This is a genomic window from Sphingomonas sp. MM-1, from assembly GCF_000347675.2.
Classification (GTDB): Bacteria; Pseudomonadota; Alphaproteobacteria; order Sphingomonadales; family Sphingomonadaceae; genus Sphingomonas_E; species Sphingomonas_E fennica.
In genome coordinates this window covers 3,023,279-3,039,001 of record NC_020561.1, presented here as the reverse complement: position 1 = coordinate 3,039,001, position 15,723 = coordinate 3,023,279, and the positions used below count along the sequence as shown (strand labels likewise).

General features: G+C 66.6%; 14 protein-coding genes. 4 read left to right on the top strand and 10 right to left on the bottom strand.

Going from position 1 to position 15,723, the window contains the following annotated elements; all coding sequences use genetic code 11:
• Window positions 1-578: 578 nt before the first annotated feature.
• Window positions 579-1,451, bottom strand: coding sequence for a phosphoserine phosphatase SerB (serB, locus tag G432_RS14570; protein WP_015459585.1), 873 nt, complete (start codon window positions 1,449-1,451; stop codon window positions 579-581).
• Here serB and miaA point away from each other — a divergent pair.
• The 4 genes from miaA to ilvC all read left to right on the top strand — a co-directional run bounded on the left by miaA (window position 1,444) and on the right by ilvC (window position 6,016).
• Entirely contained in the window at window positions 1,444-2,424 is a 981-nt protein-coding gene (miaA, locus tag G432_RS14565; protein ID WP_051128749.1) for a tRNA (adenosine(37)-N6)-dimethylallyltransferase MiaA, read from the top strand. The genes serB and miaA overlap by 8 nt on opposite strands.
• 124 nt (window positions 2,425-2,548) lie before the next feature.
• Window positions 2,549-4,303, top strand: coding sequence for an acetolactate synthase 3 large subunit (locus G432_RS14560; RefSeq protein ID WP_015459583.1), 1,755 nt, complete (start codon window positions 2,549-2,551; stop codon window positions 4,301-4,303).
• Between the two features lie 113 nt (window positions 4,304-4,416).
• Window positions 4,417-4,932: an acetolactate synthase small subunit gene (gene ilvN / locus G432_RS14555; protein WP_015459582.1), complete on the top strand. Its 516-nt coding sequence runs from the start codon at window positions 4,417-4,419 to the stop codon at window positions 4,930-4,932.
• A 64-nt stretch (window positions 4,933-4,996) separates the two neighbouring features.
• On the top strand, window positions 4,997-6,016 hold the full coding sequence (gene ilvC / locus G432_RS14550) for a ketol-acid reductoisomerase (protein WP_015459581.1): 1,020 nt from the start codon (window positions 4,997-4,999) through the stop codon (window positions 6,014-6,016).
• Window positions 6,017-6,063: 47 nt separating this feature from the next.
• Here ilvC and G432_RS23340 read toward each other — a convergent pair whose 3' ends face one another.
• The 9 genes from G432_RS23340 to G432_RS14510 all read right to left on the bottom strand — a co-directional run bounded on the left by G432_RS23340 (window position 6,064) and on the right by G432_RS14510 (window position 15,623).
• The gene (locus G432_RS23340; protein ID WP_144062060.1) at window positions 6,064-6,702 is read right to left on the bottom strand and encodes a hypothetical protein; all 639 of its coding nucleotides are present in this window, start codon (window positions 6,700-6,702) and stop codon (window positions 6,064-6,066) included.
• Window positions 6,703-6,713: 11 nt separating this feature from the next.
• Window positions 6,714-7,385: a Pr6Pr family membrane protein gene (locus G432_RS14545; protein WP_051128844.1), complete on the bottom strand. Its 672-nt coding sequence runs from the start codon at window positions 7,383-7,385 to the stop codon at window positions 6,714-6,716.
• Between the two features lie 61 nt (window positions 7,386-7,446).
• Window positions 7,447-8,268: a pyrroline-5-carboxylate reductase gene (proC, locus tag G432_RS14540; RefSeq protein WP_015459579.1), complete on the bottom strand. Its 822-nt coding sequence runs from the start codon at window positions 8,266-8,268 to the stop codon at window positions 7,447-7,449.
• Window positions 8,269-8,326: 58 nt separating this feature from the next.
• Window positions 8,327-8,836 carry a YbjN domain-containing protein gene (locus G432_RS14535; protein WP_015459578.1) on the bottom strand — a complete coding sequence of 170 codons (510 nt, stop codon included), beginning with the start codon at window positions 8,834-8,836 and terminating at the stop codon, window positions 8,327-8,329.
• 113 nt (window positions 8,837-8,949) lie between these two features.
• Complete coding sequence (locus G432_RS14530; protein WP_015459577.1) at window positions 8,950-9,243, bottom strand: accessory factor UbiK family protein; 294 nt, start codon at window positions 9,241-9,243, stop codon at window positions 8,950-8,952.
• A 32-nt stretch (window positions 9,244-9,275) separates the two neighbouring features.
• A complete protein-coding gene (locus G432_RS14525) occupies window positions 9,276-9,830 on the bottom strand; it encodes a TspO/MBR family protein (RefSeq protein WP_015459576.1) in 555 nt (184 codons plus the stop codon).
• A gap of 127 nt (window positions 9,831-9,957) precedes the next feature.
• Window positions 9,958-13,086, bottom strand: coding sequence for an efflux RND transporter permease subunit (locus tag G432_RS14520; RefSeq protein ID WP_015459575.1), 3,129 nt, complete (start codon window positions 13,084-13,086; stop codon window positions 9,958-9,960).
• A 4-nt stretch (window positions 13,087-13,090) separates the two neighbouring features.
• Window positions 13,091-14,119 carry an efflux RND transporter periplasmic adaptor subunit gene (locus tag G432_RS14515; RefSeq protein ID WP_015459574.1) on the bottom strand — a complete coding sequence of 343 codons (1,029 nt, stop codon included), beginning with the start codon at window positions 14,117-14,119 and terminating at the stop codon, window positions 13,091-13,093.
• A gap of 415 nt (window positions 14,120-14,534) precedes the next feature.
• On the bottom strand, window positions 14,535-15,623 hold the full coding sequence (locus tag G432_RS14510; RefSeq protein ID WP_015459573.1) for a Rieske 2Fe-2S domain-containing protein: 1,089 nt from the start codon (window positions 15,621-15,623) through the stop codon (window positions 14,535-14,537).
• Window positions 15,624-15,723 lie beyond the last annotated feature (100 nt).

Sequence of the window (15,723 nt, the reverse complement as noted above, 5' to 3'; positions counted from 1 at the left end):
GCTTGGCCGACTCGCCGGTTCATGAGAGCCTCAATGCGTGGTCGAAAGAGATAGACCCTCCGGAAACGGCAGTCTTTTCAACTAGATCGCAATGCCAAGCCGCGTGACCAGATCCCGGCCCCAAGCCTGAGGATCACGGAAGCAGAAGGCGAGGCGGGCTTACGCCCGAACGGCACCAGCCAGCGGAATGCCATATGGCATCCACCGCCCGGCCCGGACCACGAAGGCAGAGCCAGGCGGAAGCGGTTACGGGCCATCCGGTCCGGCCAGGCGCCGCCAAACGCCAGGGAGGCGAACCCGCCCGCAAGGCGCGGACAAGCCATGAACCGGCGCAATGGGGGTTGGCGGCGACGCCAGCCCCCATTGACCTTTCCGGGAGGTGGCCCTGCGGGGCCTGCCGGGGATCGGCCGTTCCTTTTCCATCGCACTCGGGGCTGGAACCGGGGCCGTGCGGCGGGCGACGGGCGTGAAAGTCTCTAGGCAGCGGTCGGGAACAGGCCGCTCCCGAACCAAGACAGGATCACGGCGCCTTGCTGGTCGGGTAAGCTGCCCCCGGCGCATCCGCAGGGGGGCCAGCCTTATTCCACCCAATCCTTGCGCGCATAGCCCTGCGCATAAAGCAGCGCCGTCAGGTCGCCGCGATCGATCCGCGCGCCCGCTGCGGCGGCCGTCCTGGGCTTGGCATGATAAGCGACGCCCAGCCCCGCCGCCTGGATCATCGGAATGTCGTTGGCGCCGTCGCCCACCGCCAGCGTCTCCGAAAGGTCGATCCCCATCGCCGCGGCTTCGGCGACCAGCGTCTCGCGCTTGGTGGCGGCGCCCACGATCGGCCGGGCGACAGTGCCGGTGAGTTTTCCATCGGCCACGCCCAGCATGTTGGAAAGCGCGCGATCGAAGCCGATGTCCGCCGCCACCCGATCGGCGAACACGGTGAAGCCGCCGGACACCAGCACGCAGCGCGCGCCATGGGCCTTCATCGTCCGGATCAGCGGCTTGGCTCCGGCCATGATCCGCACGCGCTCGACATGGCAGCGGTCGATCGCGGCGGCGTCGAGATCCTTGAGCAGAGCCACGCGGGCATCCAGCGCCGCCTCGAAATCCAGCTCGCCGCGCATCGCGCGCTCGGTGACTTCGGCGATCTCGGCCTTGATCCCAGCATAATCGGCCAGCTCGTCGATGCATTCGATGGTGATCATGGTCGAATCCATGTCCGCCACCAGCAGCCGCTTGGCCCGGCCCGCCTCCGGCTGCACCACCACATCGGCCATCGGCTCCAGCACGGCCCGCGCCGTCCCGGGATCGGCGGCGAAGGCGAGGTCCAGCGCATAACCCTCGTCGATCCAGCGCCCCACCACGGGCGCGCAGCCCGCCTCCGCCAGCGCGAGGCGCGCGCGATCGGAAATTTCGGGCACGAGGCTGCCGTCCGTTGCTATCAGCGTGGCGATGAACACGAAGGACTCCCTGGGAATCGAGGCCGGAGGATCGCCGGACTCCGCAAGGCCGGCGGTGGCGCTCATCGCAGGGCCGACGGCCAGCGGCAAGTCGGCATTGGCGCTGGCGCTGGCGGAAATTTCCGGCGGGGTGGTGATCAACGCCGATGCCTCGCAGGTCTATCGCGACCTCCGCATCCTTTCCGCCCGCCCTTCCCCGGCAGAGGAAGCCCGCGCGCCCCACCGCCTGTTCGGCCATGTCGACGGCGCGGAAAGCTGCTCCGCCGCGCGCTGGGCCGATGAGGCGAAGGCGCAGATCGCCGCCGCGCACGGCGCCGGCCGCCTGCCGATCCTCGTCGGCGGCACCGGGCTCTATATCCGCACGCTGCTGGACGGCATCGCCCCGGTGCCCGATATCGATCCCGGCATCCGCGCCGCCGTCCGCGCGCTGCCCGTGGCCGAGGCTCATGCCGCGCTCATTAACGAGGACCCGGCCGCCGCCGCCCGCCTGCACCCCGCCGACACCACGCGCGTCGCCCGCGCGCTGGAGGTGATCCGCTCCACGGGCCGGCCGATCGCCGCCTGGCAGGCCGCGCGCGAAGGCGGGATCGGCGATGCGGTGCGCATCGTCCCCGCCATCCTGCTGCCGCCGCGCGACTGGCTCCGCGCCCGCTGCGACGCGCGCTTCGAAACGATGCTGGATGAAGGCGCGGTCGCCGAGGTGGAGGCGCTGCTGGCCCGCCGGCTCGATCCCGGCCTGCCGGTGATGCGGGCGATCGGCGTGCCGGAAATCGCGGATTTCCTGGCCGGGCGAATCGACCGCGCCGCCATGGTCGAACGCGCGACCGCCGCCACCCGCCAATATGCCAAGCGCCAATATACCTGGTTCCGCCAGCAGCCCCCCGCGCAATGGCGAAAGGCGGATGCGCAACTCGACAACGCGATGATCGCGAATCTAGCAAGATTATTACATGATGAGGCGTTGACAGGTTAGTTTCTTGCCACTAGGCAACCCGATCTTTGGCGCCATTGTGCGCCGCGAAGGGAAACGGGTGTTTCGGCATGGTGCCGATGGCGTTATGCCGCCTGCTTGTTTGATGGACGAAAGGACGAATGCGATGACTGCCGAACGTTCCGGCGCGGACATCCTGATCGAGGCGCTGACCGATCTCGGCGTCGAGATCGTGTTCGGCTATCCGGGCGGAGCGGTGCTTCCCATTTACGATGCGCTCTTCAAGCAGAAGAAGATCCGTCACATCCTCGTCCGCCAGGAAGGCGGCGCGGCGCACGCGGCGGAAGGCTATGCCCGCTCCACCGGCAAGCCCGGCGTCGTCCTCGTCACGTCCGGCCCCGGCGCCACCAATGCCGTCACCGGCATTGCCGATGCCCTGCTCGATTCCATCCCGATGGTCGTCATCACCGGCCAGGTCGGCACGCCGCTGATCGGCACCGATGCCTTCCAGGAATGCGATACCGTCGGCATCACGCGGCACTGCACCAAGCATAATTATCTGGTGAAGGACCCCGCGAAGCTGGGCGACATCGTGCACGAGGCGTTCCACATCGCCACGTCCGGCCGGCCCGGCCCGGTCGTCATCGATCTGCCGAAGGACGTGCAGGTCGCGACTGCACCCTATCGCAAGCCCGCCCCCGGCGCGGTGCTGCACAAGGGCTATCGCCCGCAGGTGAAGGCCGATCCGGTCGCGATCGAGGCCGCGGTGGAGATGCTGGCAGCAGCCGAGCGCCCGATACTCTACACCGGCGGCGGCATCATCAATTCCGGCCCCGGCGCCGCGCAGGTGCTGCGCGAGCTGGCCCGCATCACCGGCGCGCCCGTGACATCCACGCTGATGGGCCTCGGCGCCTTCCCGGCATCCAGCCCGCAATGGCTGGGCATGCTGGGCATGCACGGCACCTATGAAGCCAATCTGGCGATGAACGAGGCGGACCTGATCGTGGCGCTGGGCGCGCGGTTCGACGATCGCGTCACCGGCCGGCTGGATGCCTTCGCCCCCCATTCCCGGAAGATCCACGTCGATATCGATCGATCGTCGATCAACAAGATCGTCCGCGTCGACCTGGGCATCGTCGGCGATGTCGGCCGGGCGATGGAGGATATGGTCAAGCTGTGGAAGGTGCGCCAGCACCAGCCGCAGGACCTGAAGCCCTGGTTCGCGCGGATCGATCAGTGGCGGGCGAAGCAGTGCCTGGCCTATCCGGAATCGATCAAGGAGATCATGCCCCAGCACGCCATCCGGCGGCTGTGGGAAGCCACGCGCGACCGGAACCCGATCATCACCACGGAGGTGGGCCAGCACCAGATGTGGGCCGCCCAGCATTTCCACTTCGAAGGGCCGAACAAGTGGCTCACCAGCGGCGGCCTGGGCACGATGGGCTATGGCCTGCCGGCCGCGATCGGCGCGCAGGTCGGCAATCCCAACGCGCTGGTGATCGACATCGCCGGCGAGGCATCGATCCTGATGAACATCCAGGAAATGTCCACCGCCGCGCAATATCGCCTGCCGGTGAAGGTGTTCATCCTGAACAACGAATATATGGGGATGGTCCGCCAGTGGCAGGACCTCACCTATGGCGGCCGTTATTCGGAAAGCTATTCGGCCGCCCTTCCCGATTTCGTGAAGCTGGCCGAGGCTTATGGCTGGACCGGCCTGCGCATCGAGGGCACGCAGGAACTGGATGCCGGCATCGAGCAGATGTTGAGCACGCCGGGTCCGGTGATGGTGGACTGCCGGGTGGCGAAGCTCGCCAACTGCTTCCCCATGATTCCCAGCGGCGCCGCCCATACCGACATGCTGCTGCAGGCGGACGAGGTATCGGGCGAGATGGACGACGAGGCCAAGGCGCTGGTGTAGCCGAAGGCGGAACCGGCGCCGCAGCCCCGGCGAAGGCCGGAGCCTCACTCCGCAAACCGCACATTTGCCGCACGAGATCCCGGCCTGCGCCGGGATGACGAGAGAAGAGACGAATGCATATCAGGGAAGAAACCGTCGAGCGCCATACGCTCTCCGTCATCGTCGACAACGAGGCGGGCATCCTCGCGCGGATCGCGGGCCTGTTCTCCTCGCGCGGCTACAATATCCAGAGCCTGACCGTCGCCGAGGTGACGGAGGACGAGACGATCAGCCGCATCACCATCGTCACCTCCGGCCCGCGCGCGGTGATCGACCAGATCATCGCCCAGCTCGACCGGCTGGTGAACGTCCACAAGGTGACCGACCTGACCGAGCTTGGCCCCCATGTCGAGCGCGAGCTGGCGCTGGTGAAGGTGAAGGGCACGGGCGATCATCGCATCGAGGCGCTGCGCCTGGCCGAGGTCTATCGCGCCCGCGTGGTCGATGCGACCATCTCCAGCTTCGTGTTCGAGGTGACGGGCGGGTCTGAGAAGATCGACAAGTTCCTCGAGCTGATGCGCGAGGTCGGCCTGGTCGAAGTCGCCCGCACCGGCGTCGCCGCCATCGCCAGGGGTGCCGAGCCCGCCTGAACCCCATTCACATTCATCCCATCCCTCCGGGCATGAGCCGGGAGCATCTCCACAGGAGCATATGATGCGCGTTTATTACGACCGGGACGCCGATATCGGCCTGATCAAGACCAAGAAGGTCGCCATCGTCGGCTATGGCAGCCAGGGCCACGCCCATGCCCAGAACCTGCGCGATTCCGGCGTTACCGAGGTGGCGATCGCGCTGCGCCCCGGTTCGGCCACCGCGAAGAAGGCGGAAGATGCCGGCTTCAAGGTGCTGAGCAACGCCGAGGCCGCCAAGTGGGCGGATATTGTGATGATCCTCGCGCCCGACGAGCATCAGGCCGCGATCTACGAGAACGACCTGAAGGACAATCTGAAGCAGGGCGCGGCCATCGCCTTCGCCCACGGCCTGAACGTCCATTTCGGCCTGATCGAGCCGCGCGCCGACCTCGACGTGTTCATGATCGCGCCCAAGGGCCCCGGCCACACCGTGCGTTCCGAATATCAGCGCGGCGGCGGCGTGCCCTGCCTGATCGCGATCGCGCAGGATGCGAGCGGCAACGCGCATGACGTGGCGCTCTCCTACGCCTCCGCCGTGGGCGGCGGCCGTTCGGGCGTGATCGAGACGACCTTCAAGGAAGAGTGCGAGACCGACCTGTTCGGCGAGCAGGCCGTGCTGTGCGGCGGCCTTTCCCACCTGATCCAGGCGGGCTTCGAAACGCTGGTCGAGGCCGGCTACGCCCCGGAAATGGCCTATTTCGAATGCCTCCACGAGGTGAAGCTGATCGTCGATCTGATGTATGAGGGCGGCATCGCCAACATGCGCTATTCGATCTCCAACACCGCCGAATATGGCGACATCACCACCGGCCCGCGCATCATCACCGATGAGACCAAGGCCGAGATGAAGCGCGTGCTGGCCGACATCCAGCAGGGCCGCTTCGTCAAGAACTTCATCCTCGACAACCGCGCCGGCCAGCCGGAGCTGAAGGCCAGCCGCAAGCTCGCCGCCGAGCATCCGATCGAGAAGGTCGGCAGCGAGCTGCGCGCGATGATGCCGTGGATCGGCAAGAACAAGCTGGTCGACAAGACCAAGAACTGATCGGCGGCGGGAGGGGCCGCGCGCCGGCCCCTCCTATCAAGAAGAAGTCAGCGCGGCCTTACTTGACACAAAATCTTCCCATCGGTCGCAATAGTCATATCTACAATATTATTCCCAATATACACTTGAGCGCAAATATCTCCATCCTTGATGGAAAATCTTCCATACACAGTCTTTTCTTCGCCGAGCTGTGATGACGATATAAATTCATCCCTTAGCTTTTCTAAGCTTTTCCCAAATACAGCAACGCCAATTATAGAAAGATGAATATCTTGCAATTCATCTCCATTGCCAATTATATTCCAATCTCCGTAAAATGGATCATCTCGCCTGTTATAGCCTCGCAAGCCAATAGCTAATCGCCAAGGCCAACTATCCCAAACTTTGCTTTTACGAATAAGAGATAAGAGTTTATTAAAGCGGCGATCTATCAGTCCACCTTCTTCAGAGATTGGATTGATGATATGCCTTTCGATAAGATTCTTTAAAATCTTCGTTCCTACGTAACCGGGACCAGCCGCAAGCACCCAAGGAAGCAATTGGCGAGCTTCCTCCCAGCCAATATAGATATTGATAAAATCATTTCCGCCAGCAGTCGCGTATGACTTATATATATCAATGGGCACCGCAAGAGATTTTGATAAATCCAGCGCAGCTTCACGGATTTCTGGTGGAATATCAGCCACCGACGAGATTCCTAATTTCTCTGCCATGACTTCACCCTCTCGCCGCACTGTAATACAATATTATCTAAAATAAGTATTATTGCGAATAATGCAACAAATGCCACGAGCAGCCCCGCCACATTGGCCGCCACCCGGCCATAGCCGAGCGCGGCAGCGTCCAGCACCGGATAGGGATATTCGCCCACCACGGCCCCGCGCGCGATCGCGTAGAGCGCATAAGCGAACGGCCACGCCGCCATCGCGCCCGCCGAGCGCCAGCTCGTCCGGCCATGCGGGGCGAAGATGAGCCACCAGCCGGCATAATGAAGCGGCGTGGCATAATGGAGCGCCACGTCCGCCACCTTGAACCAGCCGGCCGGCGCCCAGCTTGCCGCCAGCACGAAATGGTAGAAGGCCATCACGAACAGCATCGCCGCCATCATGCCCGCCCGCACCGCCGGCCGCCGCAGGACGGCAAGCGCCGGCGCGCGGCTCGCGGTGGCGAGATGCACCGCCGCCAGCACGCCGTTGCTCAGGATGGTGAAGAAGCTGAGATAGAAGAGGATGGCGCCGCCGAGGCTCCGGCCGTTCGCCATCCCCGCCGGAATGGTGAGCCCGGCCTGCAGGGCGAGCGCGGCCAGCCCGAGCAGGCAGCCGAAGCCGGCCGCCGCCCTGCCCGCCTTGCCCACCGCGTCGTCCGCCATGCCGCCCTCCCGGCCCCTCGCGGCGATCATGGGCCGGCGGGAGGTCAAGGACGGCGCGGTCCTATCCGCGCGCGGCGGCCGCCATCTCCGCATTGCGCCGCGCCGAAGCCGACAGCGTCCGCGCCATCAGTTCCTTCAGCGCGCCGTCATGATCGAGCACGTTCATGCCCTCGCGCGTGCTGCCGCCGGGGCTGGCGACGCGATCGGCAAGCTGGCCCGGCGTCTCGTCCGATCCGGCGGCGAGCAGCGCCGCGCCCTCCACCGTCGCCAGCGCGAGCCGCGCCGCCTGGTCGGCGGGCAGGCCCAGCGCCGTGCCGGCATCGGCCATCGCATCGATGAAACGGAACAGGAAGGCCGGCCCGCAGCCCGAAAGCGCGGTCACGGCATCGAACTGGTCCTCGCGCGCGATCCATTCCACCAGCCCCAGCGGCGCAGTCAGCCGCCCGGCGAGGTCGGCGGCGCCGTCCGAAAGGCCGGCACCGTGCAGCGCCATGACGCCCTTGCCGATCGCGACAGGCGTGTTCGGCATCACCCGCACCACGCCTTCCGGCGCGGGGAAACGCTGGCGGAGCGAGGCGACCTCCACGCCGGCCAGGATCGATATCAGCAGCGTCTCCCGCTCCAGCGCGGGTGCGATGGCGGGCGCCACGGTATCGAGCAATTGCGGCTTCACCGCCAGCACCACCACCGCCGGGGCCGCGCCATCGGGCGGGGGCGCGGGCCAGGCGATCACGCCTTCGGGCAGGTCCTTCGCGCCGGGATCGATCACAATCACCTGATCCGGGTCTATGCCGGCCGCCAGCCAGCCGCGCAGCATCGCGCCGCCCATATTGCCGGCGCCCACCAGCCATAGCGGCCCTTCGAGAAGCTTCGACACACGCATCTCCCTTGATCGTCCGATGCGCGGATAATGGGTGCGGCGGTCCTTGCCTACCCGTCTCTCAGGCTTCGCCCTGCGTTTCGATCAGGGCGGCGGAAATCGCCTCCTGCGGGGTCTTGTCGGCCCAGAGCACGAACTGGAAGACGGGGTAGAAGCGCTCGCACTCGTCGATCGCGGCTTCCACCAGCGTTTCCGCCTGCTCGATCGTCAGCACCGATTCCTGGTTGCTTTCCAGAAGCGCGGCATGGCGGAACAGCAGCATGCCGGACGTCGCCCACATTTCGAAATGGCCGATCCACAGCTGCTCGTTGATCAGGCCGATCGTCTCGTAGATCGTCGCGCGCTTGTCGGTGGGCACGCGGATGTCGGGCAGGGCCAGGAACTGGAGAACGCGATCCTCCTCGCGCCACACCGCGCGCAGCTCATATTGCGTCCAGCTTCCCTGGAAGGTGGCGACGATCTCCTCATCGCCGTTGCGCTCGTGATTCCAGCCATGGGCCGCGAAATATTGCTCGAGCATCTCGATCGGCGCGCTGGCATCCCGGCCGCTTTCGAAATCATCGACGGTCATAAGCCCCTCCCCACGGGCGCTGGCCGCTCATGGTGAACAAGGCGGCGGAACGTCGCAAGCGTCCGGGTGGGCAACCAGGTCGCTTAACCACGATTAAATTGTGGATGATGGCCTCAGGCTGCGGGCGGCTCGCCACCGGACTTCGCCTTTGCGCTCCTGGCCTTGCCGGTCGCCCCCTCCAATGCGTCCAGCCGGGCCTTCAGCGCGTCCACCTCGTCGCGCGCGGCGGCGGCCATCGCCTTCACCGCCTCGAACTCGTCACGGCTCACGAAATCGAGGCCGCCGATCCATTCCTTGGCGCGCGCGCGCGCGCCCGCTTCCGCCTCGCGGCCCATGCCCGCCAGCGTGCCCGCCGCGCCGTTCAGCATCTTCACGAGATCGTCGAAAATGCGGTTTTCCGATTGCATGACCCTGCGTTTCCTGTGTGCTTAATGGATTATTATAGACTGATCTGGGTCCGAACGCGCCCCGGCGCAAGCGATTCCGCGTCCGGGTTGGCCTGGAGGATCTGGAAGTTCAGCAACGCGGCGAACAGCAGCCAGGCCAGATAGGGCAGCAGCAGCAGCCCCGCCAGCTTCCGAATTCCCCAGAAACGCCACATCGTTACGGCAACGACAAGGATGAGGACCAGGATCAGACCCAGCGCCGCCGTCACCTGATGCGCCCCGAAAAACAGGGGCGACCAGGCGAGATTGAGCGCGAGCTGCAGCACGAAAAGCGCGATCGCCGCGCCCCGGCCCCGCGCGCCGCGGGCGGACAGGATCAGCGCCAGCGCGAAACCCATCAGCACGTAGAGGATCGTCCAGGCGACGGCGAACACCCGGCCCGGCGGCATGATTGCCGGCTTGCGCAGCGCATCGAACCACGGATTGCCGTAACCGGAATTGGCCAGCCAGCCCGATGCGATGCCCAGCAGCAGCACCAGCGGCACCATCACCAGCGCCCAGCGGACGAACGCCATGCGAAGCTGCCCTTGCGACGCGATCTGCCCCATGCCGTCCCCTGCTCCCCCCAGAGCGATCCGCGCCCGCGGGAATCACGGGCGCTACAGAAATCGCGGCATTAAAGTCGCCCGCGCGGCGCCATGCAATTGGAAATCCGTCACTTGCGCCGTCCCGACCTTATTCGGCCGGATGCGCCTGCCCACCGCCCAATGCCGCCTCCAGCTTGCGCGTCACCGCCAGCGGCGATCCGGTGCGGCGCGCCATCAGCACGTAGAGCACCGGGATCATGAACAGGGTGATGATCGTCGCGATGCTGACGCCCCAGACGACGACCACGCCGATGGAACGCCGCGCCGCCGCGCCCGCGCCGCCCGCCAGCATCAGCGGCACCGCGCCGGCAACGGTGGCGATCGACGTCATCAGGATCGGCCGCAGCCGGCGCACCGCCGCCTGCCGGATCGCATCCAGGAAGGCGACGCCCTCGTCGCGCAGCTGGTTGGCGAACTCCACGATCAGGATGCCGTTCTTCGCCGCCAGGCCCACCAGCATGACGATGCCGACCTGGCTGTAGAGATTGAGCGTCTGGCCCATCACCGCCAGCCCGACGATGCCGCCCGCCACCGCCAGCGGCACGGTTGTGATGATCACGCCCGGATGCACGAAGCTTTCGAACTGCGCGGCCAGCACGAGGTAGACGAGCACGATCGTCATCAGGAACACGATCAGGATCGATCCGCCGCTTTCCTTGAAGGCCTGGCTTTCGCCGCGATAGCCGACCGCCGTCACCTCGGGGGATGCGGCCGCCTGCTCCTCCAGGAAGCTGAGCGCCTCGCCCAGCGAATAGCCGGGGGCGAGCCCGCCCGAAAGGGTGATGGCGCGCATCTTGTTGAACCGCCCCAGCTCGCGCGCATCGGCGCTGTCGCGCACGGTGACGAGGTTGGCGAGCGGCACGAGCTGGCCCGACATGGACCGCACATGCACCCGGCCCAGATCCTGCTCCACGCTGCGGCCGGAAGGATCGGCCTGCACGATCACGCGATATTCCTCGCCGCGATCGACATAGGTGGAAACGCGGCGCGAACCCATCAGCGTCTGCAATGCCTGGCTCACCGCGTCCACCGAGACGCCGAGGTCGCCGGCGCGCGCGGTATCCACGTCGATCAGCAGCTGCGGCTTGGTTTCCTTATAATCGGAATCGAGGTTGATGATGCCGGGGTTGTTCGCCGCCGCCGCCAATATCCGGTCGCGCGCGCGGGCCAGCTCCTCATAGGTCGTGCCCGCGATCACGAAGTTCAGCGGCTGGCCGCGCCCGCGGCCCAGCGCCGAAGGCGTGCTGGCATTGCCGCGCATCGCCGGCAGTTCGCTCAGCTTGCCGTTCACCACGTTGATCACGTCCTGGGTGGTGACGGTGCGATCCTCCCAGGGGCGCAGGAACAGGGTCATCGCGCCGCTGTTGAAATCCTCGGTCGCGCCGAAGCTGCCGGGCACGCGGGTCACGGCCCGGCGCACCGCGCCGCCGCTTTCGCCGCCGTCCTGGCCGACCAGCGGCAGCACCAGCTTCTCCACTTCCTGCATCTGGCGGTTGAGCTCGTCGAAGCCCGTGCCTTCCGCGGTGTTGAGCTGGAGGAGGACGATGCCCGTATCCTCGGTCGGCGCCAGTTCGGATTGCAGCGTGGTGTAGAGGGCGCCCGCGCCCGCCAGCACCAGCGCCACCGCGCCCAGCACCAGCACCGGCCGGTCGATCGCCTTCGCCAGGGTCCGCGAATAGGCGCTTTCGATCCGGCGGAAGCGATCGTCCACCCATTGCGCCAGCCGGCCGCGTTCCTCGTGCCTGAGCAGCTTGGAACAGAGCATCGGCGCCAGCGTGAGCGCGAGGAAGCCCGAAAAGGCGACCGCGCCGATCATCGCGGCGGCCAGCTCGCGGAACAGCAGGCCCGATTGGCCGGCGATGAACATCACCGGCAGGAACACCGCGCACACCACCACGGTCGTCGAGATGACGGCGAAGCCGACCTGCCGGGTGCCGAGATAGGCCGCCGCCAGCGGGTCCTCGCCCTGCTCTATGCGGTGATAGACATTCTCCAGCACCACGATCGCATCGTCCACCACCAGGCCGATCGCCAGCACCAGCGCCAGCAGGGTCAAAAGGTTGATGGAGAATCCGAACACCCACAGCACCGCGAAGGTCGCCAGCAGGCAGATCGGCACCGTCACGGCCGGGATCAGCGTCGCGCGCCAGCTTCCCAGGAACAGGAAGATCACCGCCACCACCAGCACCGCCGCCTCGCCCATCGTGTGATAGACGGCATCGATCGCGCGGGAGATGAACAGCGAGCTGTCGCTGCCGATCTCCATCGTCATGCCCTTGGGCAGGTTGGGGCGCACCTCGTCGGCCACCTTCTTGGCCGCTTCCGCCACCGCCAGCGTATTCGCGCCCGATTGGCGGACAATGCCGATGCCCACGCCCGTCTGGCCGTTGGCGCGGAAGGAGGAATAGAGATTCTCCGGCGCTTCCTCCACGCGGGCGACGTCGCCCAGCCGCACCAGATAGCCGCCCTGCCCGCGCCCGACGACGAGCTGGGCGAACTCCGCCGCCGTCGCGAAGGGGCGGTTCACCCGCACCGTGACATTCTGGCGCTGCGCCTCGATGCGGCCGGCCGGCAGCTCCACATTCTGCGTGCGCAGGGCGGTCTCGACATCGCCGGGCGTCAGGCTGAAGGCGGCGAGCCGCTCGGGCTGCAACCACACGCGCATCGCCGGCCGCGCCTCGCCGCCGATCTGCACGCGCGCCACGCCGTCGATGGCGGAAAAGCGATCGACCAGCGTGCGGTCGACATAATCGGAAAGCTGGACGCGCGACCATCCCGGCGGCGCGGAGAAGGTGAACCACAGCACCGGCTGCGCATCGGCGTCCACCTTGCGGATCTCGGGCGGCAGCGCGTCGTCGGGCAGATCCTCGGCCACGCCGCCCACGCGATCGCGCACGTCGTTGGCGGCATCGTCGATGTTGCGACCGGGGCTGAACTCCACGGAGATGTCGGAGGTGCCGTCGCGCGATCGCGAGGTGATCGTCTGGATGCCCTCGATGCCGGCCAGCCGTTCCTCGATCAACTGGGTGACGCGGCTTTCGACGACGTTGGCGGCGGCGCCCGTATAGGTCGTCTCCACCGACACGATCGGCGGATCGACATCAGGATATTCACGCACCGAAAGCGCGAAGAAGGCGACCGCGCCGATGATCGTCAGCAGGATGGACATCACCGCCGCGAAGACCGGGCGCTTCACCGAAACGTCGGAAAGCAGCATCGCCTTACTCCGCCGATGCCTGCTGCGTGGGCTTGGCGGCGGCGGGGCCGGCGGTGCGCACCTTGGCGCCGTCTGCCACCTTCACCACGCCTTCGCCGACGATCTTCTGCCCCGGCTTCAGCCCTTCGGTGATCTCGATCATGCCGTCGCGGCGCACGCCCACCTTCACCGGCGTCCGCTTGACCACGTCGTCCTCGCCGATCAGAAAGACGAAGCGATCCGCCCCCTGGCCGATGATCGCGGGCTCGGGCACGGCCGGCGCCACGCGCGCGCCGGATTCGATCGCCACGGTCAGCAACATCCCCGGTTTCAGCCGGAGGTCGCCATTGGGCAGCACCGCGCGCACCATCACCGATCGCGTCGCGGGATCGACCACGGGATCGATCGTGGCGATCGTGCCGCGAAACGGCTGGTCGGGATAAGCGGCGGCGCGCGCCTCGATCGTCTGGCCGGGCTTCACCGCCGACAGCATCGTCTCCGGCACCGGGAAATCCAGCTTGATGCGGGAAATGTCGCTGATCGTCGCGATCTCGGTTCCCGCCGAAACCACCGCGCCCGCCGAAACCGTGCGCAACGAGGCATAGCCGGCAAAGGGCGCGCGGATCACCCGGTCGCCGATCGACGCGATCGCCTCGGCCGCCTGCGCGCGGGCCGAGGCGGCGGCGGCGATCTGGGCATCCACGCTGGCATTGGTGGCGAAGCCCCGATCCTTCAGCGCCGAAAGGCGGGCGAGCTGCTGCTCCGCCTCGCGGGCGCGGGCGCGGGCATCGGCCAGCTGGGCGTTCTGCTGCCCGGCGGCGAGCACGGCGATCACCTGCCCCTGCGCGACGAAGCCGCCATCCTCGAAATTGATGCGGTCGATCCGCTGCGTCACCGGCGCGGAAAGCGTCACCTGCTCATTGGCGCGCGCGCTGCCGACGGCCTCGATCCGGTCGATGAAGCGCGCGGACGCGACGGTCGCCGCCGTCACCAGCGGGGCCTGGCGGGCGTCGCCCTCTTTCTTGCCGGCGCCACAGGACGCGAGCGAAATCATCAAGGCTGGCAAAAGAATATGTCGCATCAGCTTCAGAACATGCTCCGCTAGTCGCCCGGGTCCATACGCAATTTGCGCGCCGCCCCGCCGTTCATGGGCTTGCCGGCGGCCATGGTGGCTTATGCCACGGCCATGCGCCTGGAATATTTCAATATTGATATGTCGCGCGATCCGCACGGTTCATCGCTGGATCTCGCACCCTCCGGGTGCATGCAACGCGCCGCCGGCGGCCGCGCCATCTTTCGACAAATCGACAAGAGGCTTCGACGAACGACAGGGCCGCGCCGGCCGACCGCCATCCGGCCCCGTCATTTCTTCGGCAAAGGCGCCGAAAATCCGTCGCCAAGCAAAAGGGGCGGAGCCCACGGCCCCGCCCCCTTCCATGTCGATCCGCCTCTTTTGGGAGGCGGCGGCGTCAGGCGACCTGCTGGTCGTCCCAGGGCGCGTTCAGCGTGCCCCGCGTGATGATCGTCCCGTTCACGCGCGCCCGGAATTCCTGGGCGCGGGCGCGGGGGTTGTAGAATTGGCGATACCAGATGCGCAGCTTGCCGATCGGGCCGTCGCCCAGCACCGCCATCGGGTTGAAGCAGGGGCGCTTGTTGGCCCACACCTCGAAATCCTGGCTGAACGCATCGCACGAGGCCTGCTGATAGGCCCGCGCCATGCCGATCTCCTCCTCGCTCGGCACCGCGCCCGCCACCTTCACGAGCAGACCGTGCCACACCTTCACGACGCCGTCGTCCACCGGCGTGTGGGTGATGAGGATGATCGACGGGAACTGCCCCGCCATCTGCGAAATCAGGATGCCCGGCCCGGTATACCAGGTGTCGGTGAAGAGCGGCTCGCCCCCTTCGGCCGAAAGCGTGCGGTGGCCGGAGGACATGCGCTGCACGACCTTGTGATCCTCGAAATCATTTTCGAACAGGATCACGTCCTGCGTGCCGTGGATCGGCTCGAAATGGGCGCGGTCGGCCATGTTGTCGACGATCTCGACGGGGTGGCTGTTCAGCAGCCCCAGCCGGTCCATCTTCCAGTTCACCCAGTGCGGCGCGCCATATTCGGCGAATTCCGGCAGGTCATATTCGGGCTCGCCGCCTTCCGGGTCCCACCACATCCAGATGCAACCGGCGCGTTCCTTGACCAGCCAGCTTTCCAGCTTGGCCGCGCCCGGCACCTTCTGGGGCGAATAGGGGATCTGGTTGCAGCGGCCGTCCGGGCCGAAGCGCCAGCCATGATAGGGACAGCGGATCGAATCCCCTTCCACCTGCTTGCCGTCGCGGATCACATAGGATGTGGTGTTGCGGGCCAGATGCGCGCCCATGTGCGGGCAATAGGCATCCACCATGTGAAGCGCGCCGGATTCGCCGCGATACAGCACCATGTCGCGGCCGAAATAGCGCACCGCCAGCGGCTTGGTGCCCTCCAGCTCGTCCGCGTCGGCAACCATGAACCATCCCCTGGGGAAGGTCTGTTCGCCAAGGCCATATTCAGCCGTCGTCGCCATCTTCACTCTCCGCATATTCCGCCCGTGGCCGGGCACCCGCGACTCTTATCGTGGGATGAAACTACCATAAGCGGCGCCATGGCCGACCCGTCCATTTGGA